Raw genomic sequence first — 19,158 nt, forward strand, 5'->3', positions numbered from 1 at the left:
TGAAGCTGTCGAGAGATTTGGTCACGGAAAACCCCGCTGATATTAAGAGCCAACACGCGCGTGCGGACGCCTATGCATACTGCACATCAGGATGCGCGTACGACCATTTCCGCTGTCCGCACGAGAAGACATTGCCTTCAGGTTGGGCGCAAAATGATAATCACGCCGGCCGCTGGCGTGGTTGCGAACATATAGTCCATTGCCGGATTTTTCGCCAGTGCGAAGCATCCAGTTGCATACTGCTCCCTGACGAGGGCTGCTTCGTAGCTGGAGACGTCCACCACTGCGTTCCCCCACCCGTCTGCTGCCTTTCCTAGTTGACTTCGGAAGCATCAGAACCTAATCACTGTATACAAATGGATGCAATACAAGTTGGCTGGTCACGTCATGATCGACACCTCGAAGCACTATGATATTTTAATCGTTGGCGGCGGTAATGCGGCGCTATGTGCCGCCATCAGCGCCCGGCGCGGCGGTGCTTCGGTGCTTGTCGTGGAAGCTGCGCCGAGATTTTATCGCGGCGGCAATACCCGCCACACGCGCAACATGCGCTGTGCCCATGATAGCGCGACCGAAACACTCTCCGGTCCTTATTATGAAGATGAGTTCTTTGAGGACCTGCTGCGCGTGACTGGCGGAAAGACCGACGAAAAGCTTGCGCGAATGATGATCGCGGAATCGAAGGATATGCTAGGGTGGATCGTCGAGCAGGGAGTGCGATTTCAGCCCTCGCTTGGCGGAACTCTCAGCCTCGGGCGCACCAACTCCTTCTTCCTCGGTGGCGGTCGGGCGATGCTGAACGCTCTTTACCGCACTGCTGAAGCGCTCGGGGTTGACGTGGCCTATGACGCCGAGGTCGTCGGACTCGATATTCAGGGAGGGCGGTTCAAGTCGGCCAAGGTTCGGCACGAGGGCCAGGAGTTTGTCATCCGGGCCAAGGCCTTGATAGCTGCCTCCGGTGGCTTTGAAGCGAATATCGAATGGCTCAAAGAAGGCTGGGGAGAGATCGCTGAGAACTTCCTCATCCGAGGCACGCCCTATAACCGCGGCACCGTCTTGAAGATGCTAATCGACCAGGGCGTACAGCAGATCGGCGACCCTACTCAGTGTCATGCGGTTGCTATCGACGCGCGCGCTCCTAAGTTCGACGGTGGGATCATCACTCGTCTCGACTGCGTCGTCTTTGGGGTGGTGGTCAACAAGCATGCTGAACGCTTCTATGACGAAGGCGAGGAAGTCTGGCCCAAGCGCTATGCAATCTGGGGGCGTCTTGTCGCGGCACAACCTGACCAGATCGCGTACATCATTTTTGATTCCCGCTCGCTGGATTTATTCATGCCCTCACTCTTCCCGCCGGTTAGAGCCGATAGCCTCTCTGACCTAGCGCACAAACTTGGTCTCGAGGAAGGGACCCTCAGCCGCACTTTGAGCGACTTCAACGCCGCGGTTCAACCGGGGACCTTCGATCCCGCTATTCTGGATGATTGTCGCACGCAGGGTCTGGCGCCGCCAAAATCCCACTGGGCGCGCAGGATCGAGTCAGCTCCCTTCTACGCCTATCCTGTCCGGCCTGGCATCACGTTCACCTATCTTGGGGTCCGAGTAAACGAGCAGTCACGAATGGTAATGGCCGACGGCACAGCAGCCGATAACATGTTCGCCGCGGGCGAAATCATGGCCGGTAACGTGCTCGGCCAAGGCTATGCTGCTGGCATCGGCATGACGATCGGCAGCGTGTTCGGCCGCATCGCAGGCCGTGAAGCGGCCATCGAAGTTCAGTCCCCCTCGTCGTCCTCCCTGCAGACCGCATCCCTGGAGTTCGCATGAACATTCACGCTCTCGTTGAACCCCGTCACTCCAGTGCCACACTGGAGGAAGCCGACAGGCTGATGACTGTATGCAACTCCTGTCGCTACTGCGAAGGCCTGTGTGCCGTCTTCCCGGCCATGGAAATGCGCCGTTCGTTTCTTGATGGGGACCTTAATTATCTGGCAAATCTCTGTCATGGCTGCGGCGCCTGCCTGGCAGACTGCCAGTTCGCACCACCCCACGAGTTCAATGTCAATGTGCCGCGAACTCTGGCGAAACTGCGCGGCGATACCTACCAGGCATACGCTTGGCCGCGGCAGTTCTCCGGCCTGTTTGAGCGAAATGGCCTCGCAATCAGTTTAATCGCAGCGCTGTCGGTAGCAGCGTTCATTGCAGGATTTGTTGCCTGGACCGACCCGGCTGTATTGTTTGGCGTTCATGTGGGCCCCGGTGCATTCTATCGGCTGATGCCGCACAACTTGATGGTACTGATCTTCGCGGCAGCGTCACTCTACGCCGTAGTGTCCATTGCGATGGGGATTAGGTTGTTCTGGACGGATATTGGCGAGCCCGCTTCCACCCTGCGGCAGGGGAGTTCGATCTGGCAAGCGGTAAAAGACGCATCGACCTTGCGTTATTTGGATGGCGGTGGCGTCGGCTGCATGAACGAAGATGACAGGCCGACAGACAAACGCCGCCTGTACCATCACCTGACGTTCTACGGTTTCCTCCTCTGCTTTGCAGCGACCTCTGTAGCAACGGTCTATCATTATCTCGTCGGCCGTGAGGCGCCCTATTTCTGGTACGACTTGCCGGTCATCCTAGGTACGATCGGGGGAGTTGGCCTCATCATTGGACCGGCTGGTCTGCTTGCGACAAAATGGCAGCGCGATCCCCTACTTCTCGATCAGTCACGGATGGGAATGGATGTTGCCTTCCTGGTCATGCTCTTCCTGACGAGTGCGACCGGACTGCTGCTATTGTTCTTGCGTGCGACGCCGGCAATGGGACTGCTTCTGGCGGTCCACCTGGGTGTGGTCTTTAGTCTCTTCATCACCATGCCCTATGGCAAGTTTATGCATGGGATCTATCGGTTCCTGGCACTGGTGCGTTATGCAAAGGAAAGGCATCAGATGGAGGCGGGGAGCTGAGGAGGCGTACGCCCTGGTCTGCAGTTAATGCGGCCAGACCCGTACTCAATCGGGCGCCAGCCAGCATCAAGACGCGGCGGCCTGAGCGTTGCAACCAGGCGGTTCTAATCCCCTGATCATGCATCGGCGTGGGCAGACCTGGGTCGCCTGCGATCTTGTGATGCGTCAGTCTTGCCCGCCTTCATTGCGTACGCATCGTACGCATCGCGGTCAGCAGGCATGGCACAGCTGCCTGGAGATGAATCCCGAGGTCAGTTTTCTACTTCTCGCCGTGCATCCAGTCGTATACGCTCGGATACATATGACTCATAAATCTGCAATCTTCCCTCCGCGTCTCTGGCTACGTCGTTTGTTCACTCTCGGACTGGCGCTAATCGGCACAGGCGTTTTCTGGAGCCTTTGCCTGCCGCTGCCGTTCCTGTTCGGCCCAATGTGCGCTTGCCTCGTGGGCGCCTTGTTGGGCGTACCAATGAAGGGAGTAAAGCCAGTCTCGGATGCGGCGCGCACCGTGTTGGGGGTCGCGGTCGGTGCTTCGCTGACGCCTGCGGTGATTGATCAGATCCCGCAGATGCTGGGTTCAGTCGCCTTTATCCCGCTGTACATCGCGCTGATAGGTGTGGTTGGTGTGCCCTATTTCCATAAGATCTGTGGCTTCGACCTTCCAACCTCGTATTTCGCCGCCATGCCTGGCGGGCTGCAGGACATGGTATTGCTCGGACAGGAGGCAGGCGGGAACGTGCGGGTCTTGTCGTTGATCCACGCTACGCGTGTCCTAATTATCGTCAGCTTGGTGCCTCCCATCCTGCTTTATCTCTTCGACCGGCCCTTGTCGCATCCGATCGGCGTGCCGGCCGCTGATCTGCCGCTGCGAGAGCTGGCATTTATGGGATTGGCCGGTCTGGGTGGCTGGAAGCTGGCGGAACGGGTAGGACTGTTCGGCGCAGCTATTCTGGGCCCGATGATCGCGACGGCCGTGCTGTCGCTGACAGGCATCATCGCCCATCGCCCCCCCGCTGAAGCGATCCTTGTTGCCCAGTTTTTTATCGGCGCAGGCATTGGTGTGGGCTATGTCGGCGTCACCCTGCTCGAACTGCGCAAGATCGTGCTTTCTGGTGTCGTCTTCGTGGTGATTCTAGCCTTTCTTGCCGCCGGCGTAACCGAGGCCGTCGTTTATCTCGGCATTGCCAATCCCGTCGAAGGGTTTCTTGCCTTCGCACCGGGCGGACAGGCAGAAATGACGGTCCTCGCCATCGTCGCCGGCGCGGATCTAGGCTTCGTGGTGGTGCACCATCTCCTGCGTATCACGTTGGTGATCCTGGGCGCTCCGATATTTGCGGCTGTCCTCGGCTTGCGCGAAAAGCGCGTTAATTAGCCGCAAATTTCGAATTCGAAAAATGCATCTGATGTTTCTTTAAATGCATTTGAGTTATTACCAAACCCTTGTCATGCTTCCCTGACCGGTTGGAGGATGAACCGGAAACCCTTGCGGCTCAACCTCGCAAGTATCCATCCAGGGAGGATTAAATGACAAGATCATCATTCACCGCACTTATGGCCGCAGGCATCGTCGCGGCGGCAACCCAAGTTGCCACTGCTCAGGACTTCGCGGGTAAAACCATTGACTTCACGATCCCGTTCTCCGAATCCGGCGGCTCTGCCCAGTGGGCCAACTTCTTTGCGCCCTTGCTGTCGAAGGCCCTGCCCGGCGGACCGACAGTCGTGGTGCGATATCGACCCGGTGCCGGATCCACCGCAGGCGCGAATTGGTTCCAGGGAGAACAGGACAACGCCAGTGGACTGTCGATCTTCGGGGACTCCGGCTCGACGAAGTTCCCATACCTCTTGGGAGATCCACGGGTGCGTTACGAGTATGCTGATTGGCAGCCGGTTCTGGCCTCTGCAACCGGCGGCGTCGTTTACTTGCCGCCCGCTCTAGGTGAGCGCTTCGATGGGGACATGGATGACCTCAAGGACGAAGCCTATCTCTATGGTAGTCAGGGCGCCACGACACTTGACCTCGTGCCGCTTCTGGCCTTCCGTATGCTGGGTTTGAAGGTCGATCCGGTCTTCGGCGTCGAAGGTCGTGGCGATGGCCGTCTGATGTTCGAACGCGGCGAAGCCAACATCGATTATCAGACATCCTCAGCGTATATCGCCAACGTGCAGCCACTTGTTGATAACGGGTCCGCCGTACCGATCTTCACGTGGGGCGCGCTTAACGAAGCCGGCGAGATCGTACGTGATCCGACCTTCCCAGATATGCCAAGCTTCAAAGAAGTTTGCGAAGCCACAGAAGGCTGCGAAACCTCTGGTGTTGCATGGGACGCATACAAAGCGTTCTTCGTCGCAGGCTTCGCAAACCAGAAGACCATCTTCCTGCCCAAATCCGCCCCTGCAGAGGTGGTGAATGCCTATACCGCCGCTCTGAACGACATCGTGACGGCCGACGGTTTCAAAGAGTCCGCGAACGAGGTGTTGGGAGCTTATCCCCAGCTGACGGGAGCCGCCGCCGTCGAGGCGACGAAGCAGGCAACTGCCATTACTCCGGAAGCCAAGCAGTATGTCCTGGACTGGCTGAAAGAGGATTACGGCATCACGATGGAATAAGCTTCCGCGCGTTCAGAACCTGCCTCGCCCACGCTTTGGGCGGGGCTTTTTCCCAGATGGCAGGCGGAGACCGTCGTGAGCACTTTTACCGATGCACTGGCCAATTTGGGTCAGGCCTTTTCCCTTATCACCCAGCCGATGCAGATGCTCTACTTGACCGCTGGCGTCTTACTAGGGCTGACAATTGGTGTGCTGCCCGGCCTGGGTGGTATCGCCGGTCTCGCGCTGCTTTTGCCGTTCCTCTATGGTATGGACCCGGTCGCCGGCTTGGCGATGATGGTCGGCTTGTTGGCCGTTATTCCCACGTCCGACACATTTTCGTCTGTGCTCCTGGGCATTCCAGGCTCCTCGGCCAGTCAGGCGACGGTGCTGGATGGCTTTCCACTAGCCAAGCAAGGTCATGCGGCGCGGGCCTTGGCCGCCGCATTTGCGTCCTCTCTATTTGGGGGATTGTTCGGGGCTTTGATCCTGACATTCTTTATCCTGATCGCTCGACCCTTGATCTTGATGTTCGGCCTTCCGGAAATGCTGATGATCACCATCCTCGGCTTGTCGATGGTCGCCATCCTGGCGGGACGCATCCCACTGAAAGGGATCGTTGCAGCCGGACTGGGATTGATGTTTGGTACGATCGGTGCCGCTCCTGCTGGCGGTAGCCTGCGCATGTCAACCTATGATCTGCCTTATCTTGTCGACGGCTTCCAATTGGTGATCGTGGGCCTTGGTATCTATGCGGTACCTGAAATCGTCTCACTGTTGCGACAGGACCGGGCGATCTCTGAGGGTGGAACCCTTGGTGATGGCTGGGCCCAAGGGGTGAGGGACTGGTGGAAGCATCGTTATCTTTCTGCTCGCTGTGCCGTGATCGGCGTGATGGTTGGCGTCATACCCGGTCTCGGCGGTTCTGTCGTTGATTGGCTTGCTTATGGCTCTGCGGTGCAAACCGCCAAGGATCGCTCAAAGTTCGGCCAAGGCGACATCCGTGGCGTCATTGCCCCCGAAAGCGCCAACAACGCCAAGGAAGGTGGAGGCCTGGTACCGACATTGATCTTTGGCATACCTGGTTCTGGCTCGATGGCGGTGTTTCTAGGTGGTTTGGCGCTGCTCAATATGACGCCAGGCCCACAGATGATCCGCAACGATCTCAACATTACCTATACGATCGTCTGGTCCCTTGCCCTGGCCAACGTGATCGGTGCCGGTCTGTGCATATTTCTGTCCAAGCCCATTGCTCGCATGACCACGGTGCGATTCACCATTATCGCGCCGTATCTCTTCATGATCATCGCCTTTGCCGCTTTCCAATCCCGCCAGTCGGCGTTGGACCTCGCGGCCCTCGTTGGCATTGGGTTTCTCGGCATCCTCCTACGGCGTTTCGACTTCTCGCGCCCAGCATTCCTAATCGGCTTCGTGCTTTCAACACAGGCGGAAATCTTCGTCAATCAAGCGTATCAGGTTGCTGGCGCGAGGTTCCGCCGCGGCTTTGCAGATGGCATGGATTACATTCTGTCGCCGATCACCATCTCCTTGCTCCTGTTGACTGTGGTGTCCGTGGTCGTCGGTATCCGTGCCTCTAAAAATATTCGCGAAAATCTTGAAGCCCCCACCACGACCAAGACCGCACCGGCAATATTTCTAGGCGCGGTCATTATCTACCTGGTCGCCTCGACCATTGACGCCTGGAACGTGAGCCGCCTACAGGACAAGATATTCCCATTGACGATCGGCCTGGTGTCTCTGGCCGGCGCATTGGCATTGGCAATCCGCATGTGGCTCAGGCCGGCTAACGACGATGTCTTCATCGACATCGAACGCGGCGAGGACGGACAAGCGCCGAAGGATCTCTGGTCGACCTTGGCTTGGTTCGCGGCATTGGTTGCGTTGACCTTTGTTTTCGGACTGTTCATCGCACTCACGATGTTCCTTCTCGCCTTTTTCCGCACCCGTTGCCGCTTCGATTGGGGTCGCACGACATTTGCGTCGGCAATGGGTCTGGCCTTTATCACCGGGCTGGCGTGGGTGCTGGGCCGTGATCTGCCGCCCGGCTTGCTGCAATCTATGTACGACCTCCCTTGGCCCCTTCTGTAAGGCACCTACCCTATGACCCAGACTGCAATTCCTTATCTTTTCTTACGCGGCGGCACATCACGCGGGCCCTACTTCCGGCGAAGTGATCTGCCGCAGGATCAAGAACACTTGGCAGAGGTACTGATGGCCGTGGTCGGCGCAGGACATCCTCTGAACATCGATGGCATAGGCGGCGGCAACGCCGTCACCACCAAGGTCGCGATGCTTTCAATTTCCGCTCGCGACGATTGCGACGTCGACTACTTCTTTGCTCAGGTTGCCGTTGAGAAGCGGGAGGTCGATTTTCGCCCGACCTGCGGCAATATCCTTGTCGGCGTGGGTCCCGCGGCGATTGAGATGGGACTTGTCCCGGCGCAGGATGGGGAAACCACCGTGCGCATTCATGCGGTTAATACCGGTGCCGTGGTCGAGGCCCGCGTCAGAACCCCGGCCGGGCGTGTCTCCTACGACGGCGATCTAGCGATTGCTGGCGTGCCCGGCACCGCGGCCCCGATTCCATTGGGGTTTATGGAAACCGTGGGCTCTGTCACTGGGGCGCTGCTGCCCTCAGGCAACCTTCGCGACACCATCGAAGGGATCGAGGTCACCTGCATGGATGTTGCGATGCCCGTCATGATGGCCCGCGCTGACGCGTTCGGCTTGACCGGCTATGAAAGCCAGGCCGAGCTCGACGAGAACCGAGAATTCTACTCCCGCGTGGAGGCGATCCGCATTCGGGCCGGCCAGCTGATGGGCCTGGGCGACGTAACCAAGTCTGTGACCCCTAAGGTCACCCTGCTTGCCTTGCCGCGAAATGGCGGATCGATCACCGCACGGTATTTCATGCCGTGGTCCTGCCATCCCTCCATGGCAGTCACCGGCGCACAGTGCATCGCCACCTGCGCGATCCTGCCCGGCACGGTTGCCGAAGGACTGACATTGGGTCTTGAGGGTCGCGGAAGCCCTGTCACCGTCGGGATCGAGCACCCCTCCGGCACCTTCGATGTGCGGGTCGATTTCAAGAGTAAGGATCAGGGAATCGAGATTCTCTCCGCCGGAGTGGTGCGCACTGCCCGCCTATTGGCGCGCGGCGAGGTCATGGTGCCCGAAGCCGTGTGGTCTGGCGCTGCTTGATCCCGATAGCTCTCGCCGGGTCGTCACATTCAAAGGATCTTTTTTGCCAATGACGCATCATGTGTTTGAATCCCTCGCCGACAGTTTTCTAGCGGAAGGCATCGACACCTGCTTTGCCCTGTTGGGCGATGCCAACATGAATTGGGCCACCGCACTTGCCGACAAGGGCGTGCGGATGATTTACGTTCGTCACGAACATTGCGCGGTGGCCGCCGCGACCGCATATGCCCGCAAATCGGGCGGCGTCGGGATCGCCACAGTGACCTGCGGCCCCGGCCTGACGCAGGTGCTGACCGCCCTTCCCGCAGCCGTGCGCGCGCGCATCCCGTTGGTGATCTTCGCCGGCGAGTCACCGCTGGGTGTGGCATGGTATAATCAGGCAATTGATCAGGCCCCCTTCATTGTTGCAACAGGCGCCCGCTATCGTCCGCTGCACCACGTCCCGCGCATGGCAGAGGCAATCCGCGATGCCTTCGCCGAAGCCAAGCAAAGCCGCTGTCCGGTGGTGGTTGGTGTGCCCTTTGATCTGCAGGCCAAAGTTCTGAGTGAGCCGATGGCGTTGCCGGCCCCGTCGGATGAAATACTGCCGCGCCCAGGTCCAATCGTACCGCATCCTGACGATCTCGCTGCCGTCGTAGCCCGGATCGATGCGGCGCAGCGCGTTGTGATCATGGGTGGACTAGGTGCCGCCGCCGCCTCGGCCGCCCCCGCCTGTCAGGCCCTCGGAGAGCGGCTCGGCGCATTGATGGCCACTACCCTACCTGCGCGGGGGCTATTCCACGGTGACCCCTTTTGCATCGGCATTGCGGGAGGCTTCTCATCGACCCTTGCCCGTGCCCTTCTGGAAGAGGCGGACCTGGTGCTGGCGTTTGGTTGTGGCCTTACTCAGCACACTCTGGACAAAGGCAAGCTGTTTCCAAAAGCGCAGATCTTGCAGATCGACATCGACCCACAGGCGATTAGCCAAGGAATGGTGCCCGCTACGGCCTACCTGCGTGGTGATGCACGCCTGTGCGCCGAGGCCTTGACGGAGGCGGTGCAAGTCAAGCCAGGTTGGCGCAATCCGCGGTTGGGCAGGGCAATTGCAACCGCCCCATCAGACACGGCGACCTTCCCGCCGGAACCAGATGCGCTTGACCCGCGTGATGTTGTGAAAGCCCTTGATGCGACTCTGCCTCAAGACTGGCAGATGGTGAATTCTTCGGGCCATTGCTCGTTCTTCTTCGCGCATATGAACCGGCCTTACGAAACCTTTCTGACAATTCGGGAATTCGGCGCGATCGGTAACGGTGTATCCTATGCCATGGGCGTCGCTGCCGCCCGGCCTGGCGATACCGTGGTACTGTTTGATGGCGACGGTTCCTTGCTGATGCACATGCAGGAACTGGAAACATACAACCGCCACGGCCTAAACATCCTAATCTGCGTTTTGAACGACGGCGCTTACGGGTCCGAAATCCACAAGCTGCGCGACGAGGGCTTATCGGAGGCCGGCGCCGTTTTTGGCCGAACCGATTTGGCCGCCATCGCGCGCGGCTTTGGCATCAGCGGCATCCGGATAACCGATCTTACTGACATTCCAGAACGCGTCGCCGAATTTGCCCGCACCGGCGGGGCGGCGGTGTGGGATTTTCCAGTATCAGACCGAGTCGCTTCACCAGTGATCCGACGCGCCCATCCTAATGGCCATAAGGGGATCGAGAAGCCCGTGATAGTGGACGCGCTGCTGTGACCACATCTGCCGCGACAGCAGTCGGACCGGCCGGGTCCCGCCTCGACCACTTCAATCACGAGGCCGACGCAATCGATCGGCGCTGAGATTGACATGGCCGCGAAACCGCTCCAGCATCTCGGCCTCGACCTGGGTCATCAGGTCGTTGGCCAATACCGGCAACGGCACGCCTCGACGGGTAATAATTCCCAACTTGCGCCGCAGCTGCACACCCTTGAAAGGGCGCGATACCAACTTCGGAGGCGCCATAGCGATGGCACTTTCGGGCAGGATCGTCACGGCCATTCCCGCCCGCACCAGTTGCAGCGCCATGACGCCGTTCTGCACCTCGAATTGCCAGTTGATCTTTTCGCCCAGCGCCCCGAAGGTCGCATCCAGCAGTTGGCGGTTTTTCGACTGGGACCGAATCCGCGCCAACCGCAATCCGACGATGTCATTTACCGTCACATACGCGCGCTGCGCCAACGGATGATCGTCACGCACGAAAAGATGGTAATCCTCCTCGACCAACGGCCAGAGGCGCAGGTCCGGCAGTTCAGCGGCGACGATGGTGACGCCAAATGCGGCCGCGCCGCTGCGCACCGCCTCGGAAATCTGGTTTACCGGGATGTCCAACAGTTCGAAGGTGCTATCCGGCAACCGCGACGCCATGGCGGTCAGCACCTGCGGCAACAGCACGTTGGCGATCGACGGCAGGCAGGCGAAGGTCAGCTGCCGCGCCTGCCGATGCGCGCCTGTTCGCACCGATTGATACACGTCCTGAAGCGAAGTCAACAGGGTACGCGCCTCAGGCAGCAGACCCTGTCCGATGGCGGTCAACGACACCTCCCGGCTCGACCGAATGAGCAGCGGCGATCCGATGTCTTCCTCAATCTTGCGCAGCCGGTGCGACAGGGCAGCCTGCGACAGGTGCAGCGCATCGGCCGCCCGCTGAAACGAGCCGTACTCGGCGATGGCCACGAAAGCCTCCAGCCCCAGATAATCAACACGCATGGCCCATCCCCCAGATCTCCGCTGAAGGTTTAAATTATGTGTTCGATGGTCAGGAGCAAGGCGCGATGATCCCTTCGCTGTTTCTACCCGATGGTATGACCGAGACAGTTTTTGGCATCCTCGTCGGATCGAGCTTCATATCATCGCTTATTACCGTCGCCTTCGGGATCGGGGGCGGTGGTATCTTGCTAGCGGTGATGGCTACCCTCGTTCCTCCCGCCGCTCTTATCCCGACCCATGGGGTCATTCAAGTTGGCTCAAACCTTGGCCGTGCCATAATCGTATTCAAGCACATCTTCTGGCCAGCCATACCGGCCTTTGCTGTCGGATCTATAATCGGAGCCGCTATCGGTGGCTCAATCGTCGTCAACTTGCCTCCCGCCTTGGTACAAATTGGCGTCGGTTCATTTGTTATATGGTCAGTGTTCGCCCGTCCGCCAGAAGGGTTGCGGAACTGGCCCCTGTTGGTTGGCGGCATTTCAAGCTTCCTGACGATGTTCTTTGGCGCAACGGGGCTGTTTGTGGCAACGTTCACGAAATCGCATAAGCTTCCGCGCCATTCTCATGTCGCCACCCATGCGACGCTGATGACTGTGCAGCATGGGGTGAAGTCGATGGTCTTCGGCCTTCTCGGTTTCACGTTTGCCCATTGGTGGGCTTTCATCATCTCCATGATGTTTGCCGGCCTGGCGGGGACCTTGGTAGGCAAAAGCCTTCTCAATAAGATCGACGATCGCCGCTTTCGGTTCATGCTCGATGCCGTCTTGGTCATTTTGTCGGCACGCTTGATCTATGCTGGCTTCAATGGATTATCCTGAACGTCCCCGCGCCGCACCGCATTGATACCAAGCAACGTTAACGCGAACGATGACTTTTTGTTCAAGATCCTCGGGGAGCCGGCTAGTTGCGATTGCTTTATCGGCGGTCATGAACTTATCAACTCTAACAATTATCCTATCACAGCTTCTCCGCCGCCCTTCTTCCTGCACTTAGTATGATGCGCAACATCTTAAATTTGGAGGGCTCATCTCGAGTGGCAACAAACGGGTTCCGCTGGGGGAAGCCGATCAGCGGCAATCAAACTTCCGGTTCCCCCTGGCCTCGTCTCAAACGAACGTCGTTGCCTGCCTCGCCCAGTCGCCTTTCATTAGAAACGCAGCTTTTCGACAACAGACCGGTTGACACCTTTCCCCACTTACACAAATGTACAAGAAGCAGGTACAAGAGAGCGAGCCGCTTATGCGAAAGAACGTCAAGGAGGCACTTCTGGATGCGGCGGTTACGTTGTTTTCGCGTAGCGGATATAATGCCGTGTCTTTGCGCGATATCGCCAAGGAGGCCGGCGCTAACCTCGGCAGCCTGACCTATCACTTCGGCTCCAAGGCCAATCTGCTGAAGGAAATCTACGCGCGGCACACACAGCCGATGAACGCGCGCCGCCTGGAGTTGCTGGGCGAGGCGCGGCGGATTCGTGATGCCGAGGATCGGCTGGCGGCCATTCTTCGCGCTTATGTGGTTCCTGCCTACATCTCGTCGTCAGAAGGTGATGGCGGGGGTGCTGAATTTACCCGCATGAGGGCCATCCTCTCAGCGGAAAGCAATCCGGACGCCAAGAAGATCATCGCCGACGCCTTTGACGACACAAGCCGTATCTTCATCGAGGCAATCGCGGAATGTGTACCGGGTGCGCCCCAAGAGGGGCTCGTCTGGCGAAGCCAATTCCTGCTTGGCGCCCTCTATTATTCGCTGATCAATCCCGAACGAGTCACCCGCTTGTCAAATGGACAGGTCGACGGGAATGACCGCGATGCGGCAATCGAACAACTTGTTCAGACGGCACAGGCCGGCTTCAGCGCTCTGGCGGCCCAACATACTTCGGTTAAGGACGCGATCCCGGAGCAACGCATCAACTAAGCCCATCATTGGAGGAGGAAACATGAAATTAAAGAGATTCATCACCGCTGCCAGTTTGTCGGTGGCAGTTCTAGCTGCGCCGGCGATGGCGCAAGAGCGAATTTCGATCGGCACAGGCGGCACCGGCGGCCTGTTCTATGTCATCGGCGCAGGCATCGCCGAACTCTTAAACAAGCACATGCCGGGCACGACCGCTCGTGCGGAAGTCACAGGCGCATCGGTCGAGAACATTCGCCGTGTTGCGGCTGGTCAAATGACCTTCGGACTCTCGTCCTCCTCTACACTTTATGAGGCGAGTGCCGGTGAAGGTCCCTTCGAAGAAGCGTTGCCGGTTGCCGGAATGGCTTATCTTTATCCGGCCGTGCTGCAGATTGCGACTCTTAACAGCAGTGGCATCGAAACCATCGGCGACCTCGCAGGCAAGCGCATCAATCTTGGGCCGCCCGGATCAAATTCGGCCGTCCTTGCACAGCGTCTGCTTGAGGCCTACGGCGTGTTCGACGCTGGCAATGCACAGTTCCTCTCCTATACCGAAGGTACGGCAGCCCTTACCAACGGAACGATCGATGCCGCTGTCGTTCTTGCCGGCGCACCAACGGCTGCGCTAATTGATCTCGGGGCACAGGAAGAGATGCGCCTGCTCTCCGCAGAGCCGAGCAAGGTCGAGAGCATGATCTCGCAATACCCCTTCTACCAAATCTACGAAATCCCCGCCGGGACATATACGGGCCAGACAGAGCCCGTTGTGGCAATCAATGATCCGGCGACACTCTTCACGGTCAAGGAAGCGGACCAGGAGACGATCTACAATGTCTCGCAGGCAATCTTTGATCATCTCGATGAACTGGGCCAAGTCCATCCTCAGGCAAAGGCGATCGCCATTGCAACGGCACCTAACACGTCGGTGCCCCTCCATCCTGGTGCCCAGCGCTACTTCGACGAAAAGAAGTAACCCCCGATCCTCGAGCGGATAAAAGCAATGCATGAGATCTTCATGAAGCTGCGGCTGAACAACACAGCCGCAGGTCAGACTGAAACCACCATAGTCTCGCTCCTATACGGCGCGCTCGCAATCCTGGTGACAGGACTCGTCGTCTACGGCGCCTTCTATGGTGGCATCACCGCACTGATTCTCCGCTCGGCCTTCCTTTCCGCAGTGGCAGCCGCCGGCCTGATCGCAATCGGTGTTCGGCGCGACACTTTCGTCGTTCGTTCCATCTTCTACGCGTTGGCGATCGTCGCATTGATTCCGGGACCGTATCTCTGGAGCTCCTACCTCGACATCATCATGCGCGGGGCGATGTCGACGCAGACGGATCGCTATATCTTCGTCGGCCTTCTGGTTGCGGTCCTGGTGCTGGTCCGCTTCTCCATTGGCTGGGCTCTCCTGGTTCTCTCGGTGCTTTCGCTTGCCTATGCCTACTTCGGCTACCTGATACCGGGCAAGTACGGTCACGGCGGCTATGATCTGGCGCGGTTAACCTCTACTCTGCTTCTTTCGACGGAGGGCTTCTACGGCGTGCCGATGGGGGTGGCCGTGGAATACATCTTCCTCTTCGCGCTGCTCGGCACCTTTTTAATGAGGATTGGCACCGGGGAGGTCTTTGTTGACATCGCCCGCGGCCTCACCGGCCGCATCCAGGGCGGTCCGGGACTGTCGGCGGCTTTGTCCAGCGCACTTCTGGGGACGATCAATGGCAGTGCAGTTGCCAACGTCGTCACCACAGGTACCTTCACCATTCCGCTGATGAAGCGGGTCGGCTATTCCCCAGCCCTGGCCGGTGCGATAGAGGCGGCCGCCTCTTCTGCAGGGCAGATCCTCCCGCCGATCATGGGCGCAGCCGCCTTCCTGATGGCAGAGATCATCGGAGTCCCCTACAGCCAAATCGCGATCGCCGCGCTCGTACCGGGTCTGCTTTACGTGCTAGCACTCATGGTGTCCGTGCGCCTCGAAGCTGGGCGGCTGGGACTTGCCGCGGACAGCGAGGGCGGCCTGAAGTTGTTCTGGCGCACACTCCTGCACCGGGGCTATCTATTGCTGCCACTTGTCGGACTGGTCGCGCTCCTAGTCGGCGGCATGACGCCCACTCGGGCCGCCGTCTACTGCCTGGTCTTCGGCCTGCTGATCAGCCCCTGGCGGGCAGACACTCGCGTCGGCCCCGTCGGGCTCTGGCTCGTCTGCCGTGACACGCTGTCCTCGACGCTTCCTATCGTTGCAGCGGTCGCAGCAGCGGGCATCGTGATCGGTGTTCTAAACCTGACCGGCATGGGTCTTATGCTTTCCAGCCTCATCTTAGAGCTCGGTGGCGATAGCATCTGGGCTATCCTCGTCCTGACCGCTCTTGCGTCCTTCGTGCTCGGCATGGGTTTGCCAACGTCCGCTGCCTACCTCCTCCTGGCGGTGCTCGTCGCACCAGCGCTGACGCGGCTAGGTCTGCCTGCAATCTCGGCGCATATGTTTATCTTCTACTTTGGACTGGTATCCGCAATCACCCCGCCTGTGGCTCTTGCAGCCTACGCTGCTGCGAGCATTTCCGGCGCCGACGCCAATGCCACCGCAATGGAATCGATCCGCCTTGGTTTCGTGAAGCTGCTCGTTCCCTTCCTATTCGTCACTATGCCGGGCATCTTGATGATCGGAAGCGGCGCCGAGATCACGCTGGCGATCATCCTGGCGACGGTAGCCGTCGCCACACTCACAATAGCTTTCGCAGGCTGGTTACAGCGGCCACTGGCTTGGATGGAACGCGGGGCATTCGTCCTGGCCGCCGTGTTGATCGCCTGGCCGACGCCCGTCACGGCTGTCGATCCTATAACAGTTTGCGCACGCGGGGGCGGTCTGCTGATCGCCGGAATTCTGGCGTGGCGCATCATCAGTGGCGTTTCCGCCGAGTCCAGCTCACCGATTTCCACACAGTAACAGAGAACGAGAATGTCCAAACTGGCCCTGCCCTTCCACCCGAACCCGAAGAAGCCGGATCTTGCCCTTCCAGCCGGGGCATGTGACGCGCACTGCCACGTCTTCGGGCCTGCCTCCCGCTTCCCCTTTGCTCCGAGCAGCACCTACACGCCCGTGGATGCACCGAAGGAAAAGCTGTTCGAGCTTCATCGGCATCTCGGCTTTGAACGCTCCGTCATCGTGCAGGCCAGCTGCCACGGCACGGATAATAGTGCCATGGTCGACGCGCTCATCGCGGGCGGGTCAAAGTATCGCGGTATTGCCATGGTCGAACGCAACGTCAGCAAGGGCGAGCTACATCGTCTTCACGAAGCTGGCGTGCGCGGCGTCCGCTTCAACTTCGTGACGCACCTCGGTGCGCCTGCAGATCATGATGCCACCCGCGAAATAGTGGAAAAGATCAGGCCGCTGGGATGGCACGCCGTCGTGCACTTCGACGCATTCCGTCTTCAGGAACTCGCCCCCTTCCTGCGGGAACTCGGCCTGACGCTGGTGATCGACCACATGGGTCGTATCGATGCCGCGGCCGGCCGCGAACAGCCGGCCTTCCAGCTGCTTCTGGAACTATTGGAGGACGACCGGTTCTGGGTCAAGGTCAGCGGGTCGGAGCGGCTGTCGCGCACGGGTCCTCCCTTCGAAGACGCGGCGCAATTTGGTCACCTCTTGGTTGAGCGCTTTCCGGACCGGGTGCTCTGGGGTACGGACTGGCCGCATCCAAACATCTATCAGAACATGCCGGACGATGGAGCGCTGGTCGACCTGCTGAAGATCATAGCACCGGAGCAGACCCAGCTTCAGGCCCTATTGGTAGATAACCCGACACGCCTCTACTGGCCGGCGGGCTAAGCGTAAGCCAGCCCAAAAACACCTCGCGCTTTCGTCCCCATCTTATGAACATTGCTACTGAAACATAGAGGTCGTGACGTCATTGGTTGCGCAGCTTGTGATTCTGCGCAACCATCTGCCGGGCATAGCCTGGTTGCGAAGGCCTCAGCCGAACATGGTATTTGGGAGAAACAGGGCGATCTGCGGGAAGAGAATAATTAGAAGTAGTGCTACGATCATTGCAAGAAGGAAGGGGAAGACCCCACCAAAGATCGTGGTAAGAGGAATGTCGCCGGCAACACCTCTGACGACGAAGACGTTCATGCCAACGGGAGGCGTGATCATACCCATCTCGATGACGATGACCGCGACTACCCCAAACCAGATTGGATCGAAGCCGAACTGCATCATCATGGGGTAGACGATCGGAACGGTTACGACCAGCATGGCGAGCCCATCCATGAACATGCCGAGCACTACGTAGGCGAGGATGATCAGCGCCAGCGACCCATAGGCGCCGAGGCCGAGATCCTGCAGCGCCGCCCCAAGTACGGCCGGGATGCGGGTGACCGCGAGGAAGGGATTTAGAACATTGGCGCCGATGACGATAGCATAAAGCATGGCAGAGGTTTTCAAGGTGTCCTCCACCGCTTCCCAGAACGCAGATAACGTGATCGAGCGAGTGACGAAGGCCAGGAGGATGACCAGGACTGCGCCGATGCCTGATGCCTCGACGGGCGTAAATGCGCCGACATAGATCCCGCCGATGGACAGTACCATGACGCCCAACAGCGGCGCCGAACGCTTCACGGTCGAAAGCTTTTCCTTCAAGCTCATGACATGCCCGCGCGGTCCAGCCTCAGGGCGCATCGTGCAGACAAACCAGATGACGACGATGAAGAGCGTCGTGAGCAGTAGGCCAGGCAGGATACCGGCCATGAACAGCCGTCCGATCGATTGTTCTGTCAGGATGGCATAAAGGACGAAGCCCGTGGACGGAGGTATCAGGAAGCCCAAGGTCCCGCCAGCTGCGATCGCACCGGTGGAGAGACCTGGTGCGTAGCCCAATCTGCGCATCTCGGGCAGAGCGACCTTGCCCAGCGTCACGGCCGTTGCGACGGAGGAGCCGCAAACCGCGGCGAAGGCGGCGCAGGCTAACACCGACGCCGAGGCGAGCCCACCACGAAGCCGGCCGACCCAAGCATAGGCTGCATCGTAGAGACCGGAGCTGAAACCCGCTGCAGACGAGACATTCCCGAGCAGGACGAACATCGGCGCCACGATCAGCGAGTATGAGGCGACGGCGGCATAGCTTTCGGTCACGAGAACCCCGCCCGCCGACCTCAAGCCTTCCAACATCCACATGCCAAAGAAGCCCACGATCATCATCGCAAAGGCTACCGGCGTGCGCAGCAGCATGAGAAGAAACAGGCCGCCGATACCAACTAGCCCGACGGTAACTGATGTCATTCTTTCTCTCCAGAGACGATGATCCGGAACAGCTCGACCGCATAGACCATGAGGCAGAGCGCAATTCCGGCCGCCAGTATCCCGTAGAATGGCCAGATCGGCAGGCCAAGCATATTGGTTGTATCTTCGTATTCGTAGGCATCCAACATCTTGCTCCAGGCGCGATCCGCCAGGATCGCCAGAACAATGCCGGACAGGACCCGCGCCAGCACGTCGCCAATCAGCCGGCCCCATCGACCTAGCAGTTGATCGAAAATGTCGACACGCACGTGCGCTCCTTGCAAAGTCGCGTAGGGAAGAGCCAGCATGACTACGCAGACCGCCGTGAGCTGGATGATCTCATCGACTCCAGTGATCGGACTGTTGAAGAGGTATCTTGCAAGAACGCTTACCGTAATAACCGCCATCATGAACAGGAGGCTGACGCCGGCAAGAACAGAGAGCAGCCTAGGGGCGCGGCCTGCCTGCCGCGCCCCCCGAAGATTAAGTCCGCTCAT

The 19,158-nt window shown here is 59.2% G+C and carries 15 protein-coding genes; 12 read left to right on the forward strand and 3 right to left on the reverse strand.

Translation table 11 applies throughout. From position 1 onward, the window contains the following. The first annotated feature begins 387 nt into the window (after positions 1-387). The 7 genes from tcuA to MUU54_RS19085 all read left to right on the forward strand — a co-directional run bounded on the left by tcuA (position 388) and on the right by MUU54_RS19085 (position 10,500). Positions 388-1,827, forward strand: a complete 1,440-nt coding sequence (gene tcuA, locus MUU54_RS19055) for an FAD-dependent tricarballylate dehydrogenase TcuA (protein WP_247245684.1) — start codon at positions 388-390, stop codon at positions 1,825-1,827. Next, entirely contained in the window at positions 1,824-2,960 is a 1,137-nt protein-coding gene (gene tcuB, locus MUU54_RS19060; RefSeq protein WP_247245598.1) for a tricarballylate utilization 4Fe-4S protein TcuB, read from the forward strand. Before tcuA ends, tcuB begins: the two co-directional genes overlap by 4 nt. A 238-nt stretch (positions 2,961-3,198) precedes the next feature. Next, a complete protein-coding gene (locus MUU54_RS19065; RefSeq protein ID WP_247245599.1) occupies positions 3,199-4,332 on the forward strand; it encodes an AbrB family protein in 1,134 nt (377 codons plus the stop codon). 179 nt (positions 4,333-4,511) lie between these two features. Further along, positions 4,512-5,567: a type 2 periplasmic-binding domain-containing protein gene (locus MUU54_RS19070; RefSeq protein WP_247245600.1), complete on the forward strand. Its 1,056-nt coding sequence runs from the start codon at positions 4,512-4,514 to the stop codon at positions 5,565-5,567. Positions 5,568-5,642: 75 nt separating this feature from the next. After that, positions 5,643-7,655, forward strand: coding sequence for a tripartite tricarboxylate transporter permease (locus MUU54_RS19075; RefSeq protein ID WP_247245601.1), 2,013 nt, complete (start codon positions 5,643-5,645; stop codon positions 7,653-7,655). A 12-nt stretch (positions 7,656-7,667) separates the two neighbouring features. Continuing rightward, positions 7,668-8,768, forward strand: a complete 1,101-nt coding sequence (locus MUU54_RS19080) for a 4-oxalomesaconate tautomerase (protein ID WP_247245602.1) — start codon at positions 7,668-7,670, stop codon at positions 8,766-8,768. Positions 8,769-8,817: 49 nt separating this feature from the next. After that, positions 8,818-10,500, forward strand: a complete 1,683-nt coding sequence (locus MUU54_RS19085) for a thiamine pyrophosphate-binding protein (protein ID WP_247245603.1) — start codon at positions 8,818-8,820, stop codon at positions 10,498-10,500. 51 nt (positions 10,501-10,551) lie between these two features. On the opposite strand, the gene MUU54_RS19090 is transcribed toward MUU54_RS19085, so the two are convergent. After that, entirely contained in the window at positions 10,552-11,493 is a 942-nt protein-coding gene (locus tag MUU54_RS19090) for a LysR family transcriptional regulator (RefSeq protein WP_247245604.1), read from the reverse strand. Positions 11,494-11,558: 65 nt separating this feature from the next. Between MUU54_RS19090 and MUU54_RS19095 the strand changes: the two genes are divergently transcribed. The 5 genes from MUU54_RS19095 (at position 11,559) to MUU54_RS19115 (ending at position 17,212) form a co-directional block, all read left to right on the forward strand. After that, positions 11,559-12,311, forward strand: coding sequence for a sulfite exporter TauE/SafE family protein (locus tag MUU54_RS19095; protein ID WP_247245605.1), 753 nt, complete (start codon positions 11,559-11,561; stop codon positions 12,309-12,311). 421 nt (positions 12,312-12,732) lie between these two features. After that, positions 12,733-13,407, forward strand: a complete 675-nt coding sequence (locus tag MUU54_RS19100) for a TetR/AcrR family transcriptional regulator (RefSeq protein WP_247245606.1) — start codon at positions 12,733-12,735, stop codon at positions 13,405-13,407. Between the two features lie 22 nt (positions 13,408-13,429). Next, positions 13,430-14,359 (forward strand): TAXI family TRAP transporter solute-binding subunit, encoded by a 930-nt coding sequence (locus MUU54_RS19105; RefSeq protein ID WP_247245607.1) that lies wholly within the window; start codon positions 13,430-13,432, stop codon positions 14,357-14,359. Positions 14,360-14,386: 27 nt separating this feature from the next. After that, positions 14,387-16,327 carry a TRAP transporter permease gene (locus MUU54_RS19110; protein ID WP_247245608.1) on the forward strand — a complete coding sequence of 647 codons (1,941 nt, stop codon included), beginning with the start codon at positions 14,387-14,389 and terminating at the stop codon, positions 16,325-16,327. A gap of 12 nt (positions 16,328-16,339) precedes the next feature. Then, a complete protein-coding gene (locus tag MUU54_RS19115) occupies positions 16,340-17,212 on the forward strand; it encodes an amidohydrolase family protein (protein ID WP_247245609.1) in 873 nt (290 codons plus the stop codon). Positions 17,213-17,356: 144 nt separating this feature from the next. Here the strand turns inward: MUU54_RS19115 and MUU54_RS19120 are convergent, their stop codons facing one another. Both MUU54_RS19120 and MUU54_RS19125 read right to left on the reverse strand, forming a co-directional pair. After that, positions 17,357-18,661: a TRAP transporter large permease gene (locus MUU54_RS19120; RefSeq protein ID WP_247245610.1), complete on the reverse strand. Its 1,305-nt coding sequence runs from the start codon at positions 18,659-18,661 to the stop codon at positions 17,357-17,359. Then, complete coding sequence (locus MUU54_RS19125; RefSeq protein ID WP_247245611.1) at positions 18,658-19,158, reverse strand: TRAP transporter small permease; 501 nt, start codon at positions 19,156-19,158, stop codon at positions 18,658-18,660. Before MUU54_RS19125 ends, MUU54_RS19120 begins: the two co-directional genes overlap by 4 nt.

The sequence above is a fragment of the Pseudorhizobium tarimense genome, from assembly GCF_022968135.1.
Classification (GTDB): Bacteria; Pseudomonadota; Alphaproteobacteria; order Rhizobiales; family Rhizobiaceae; genus Neorhizobium; species Neorhizobium tarimense.

What these genes read in the sequence shown, in the direction of transcription:
- tcuA (WP_247245684.1), top strand. Translation starts at nt 388, where the DNA reads ATGATCGACACCTCGAAGCACTATGATATTTTAATCGTTGGCGGCGGT.
- MUU54_RS19080 (WP_247245602.1), top strand. Translation starts at nt 7,668, where the DNA reads ATGACCCAGACTGCAATTCCTTATCTTTTCTTACGCGGCGGCACATCA.
- MUU54_RS19070 (WP_247245600.1), top strand. Translation starts at nt 4,512, where the DNA reads ATGGCCGCAGGCATCGTCGCGGCGGCAACCCAAGTTGCCACTGCTCAG.
- MUU54_RS19115 (WP_247245609.1), top strand. Translation starts at nt 16,340, where the DNA reads ATGTCCAAACTGGCCCTGCCCTTCCACCCGAACCCGAAGAAGCCGGAT.
- tcuB (WP_247245598.1), top strand. Translation starts at nt 1,824, where the DNA reads ATGAACATTCACGCTCTCGTTGAACCCCGTCACTCCAGTGCCACACTG.
- MUU54_RS19105 (WP_247245607.1), top strand. Translation starts at nt 13,430, where the DNA reads ATGAAATTAAAGAGATTCATCACCGCTGCCAGTTTGTCGGTGGCAGTT.
- MUU54_RS19125 (WP_247245611.1), bottom strand. Translation starts at nt 19,158, where the DNA reads ATGAGCGGACTTAATCTTCGGGGGGCGCGGCAGGCAGGCCGCGCCCCT.
- MUU54_RS19090 (WP_247245604.1), bottom strand. Translation starts at nt 11,493, where the DNA reads ATGCGTGTTGATTATCTGGGGCTGGAGGCTTTCGTGGCCATCGCCGAG.
- MUU54_RS19100 (WP_247245606.1), top strand. Translation starts at nt 12,733, where the DNA reads ATGCGAAAGAACGTCAAGGAGGCACTTCTGGATGCGGCGGTTACGTTG.
- MUU54_RS19095 (WP_247245605.1), top strand. Translation starts at nt 11,559, where the DNA reads ATGATCCCTTCGCTGTTTCTACCCGATGGTATGACCGAGACAGTTTTT.
- MUU54_RS19085 (WP_247245603.1), top strand. Translation starts at nt 8,818, where the DNA reads ATGACGCATCATGTGTTTGAATCCCTCGCCGACAGTTTTCTAGCGGAA.
- MUU54_RS19110 (WP_247245608.1), top strand. Translation starts at nt 14,387, where the DNA reads ATGCATGAGATCTTCATGAAGCTGCGGCTGAACAACACAGCCGCAGGT.
- MUU54_RS19120 (WP_247245610.1), bottom strand. Translation starts at nt 18,661, where the DNA reads ATGACATCAGTTACCGTCGGGCTAGTTGGTATCGGCGGCCTGTTTCTT.
- MUU54_RS19065 (WP_247245599.1), top strand. Translation starts at nt 3,199, where the DNA reads ATGAATCCCGAGGTCAGTTTTCTACTTCTCGCCGTGCATCCAGTCGTA.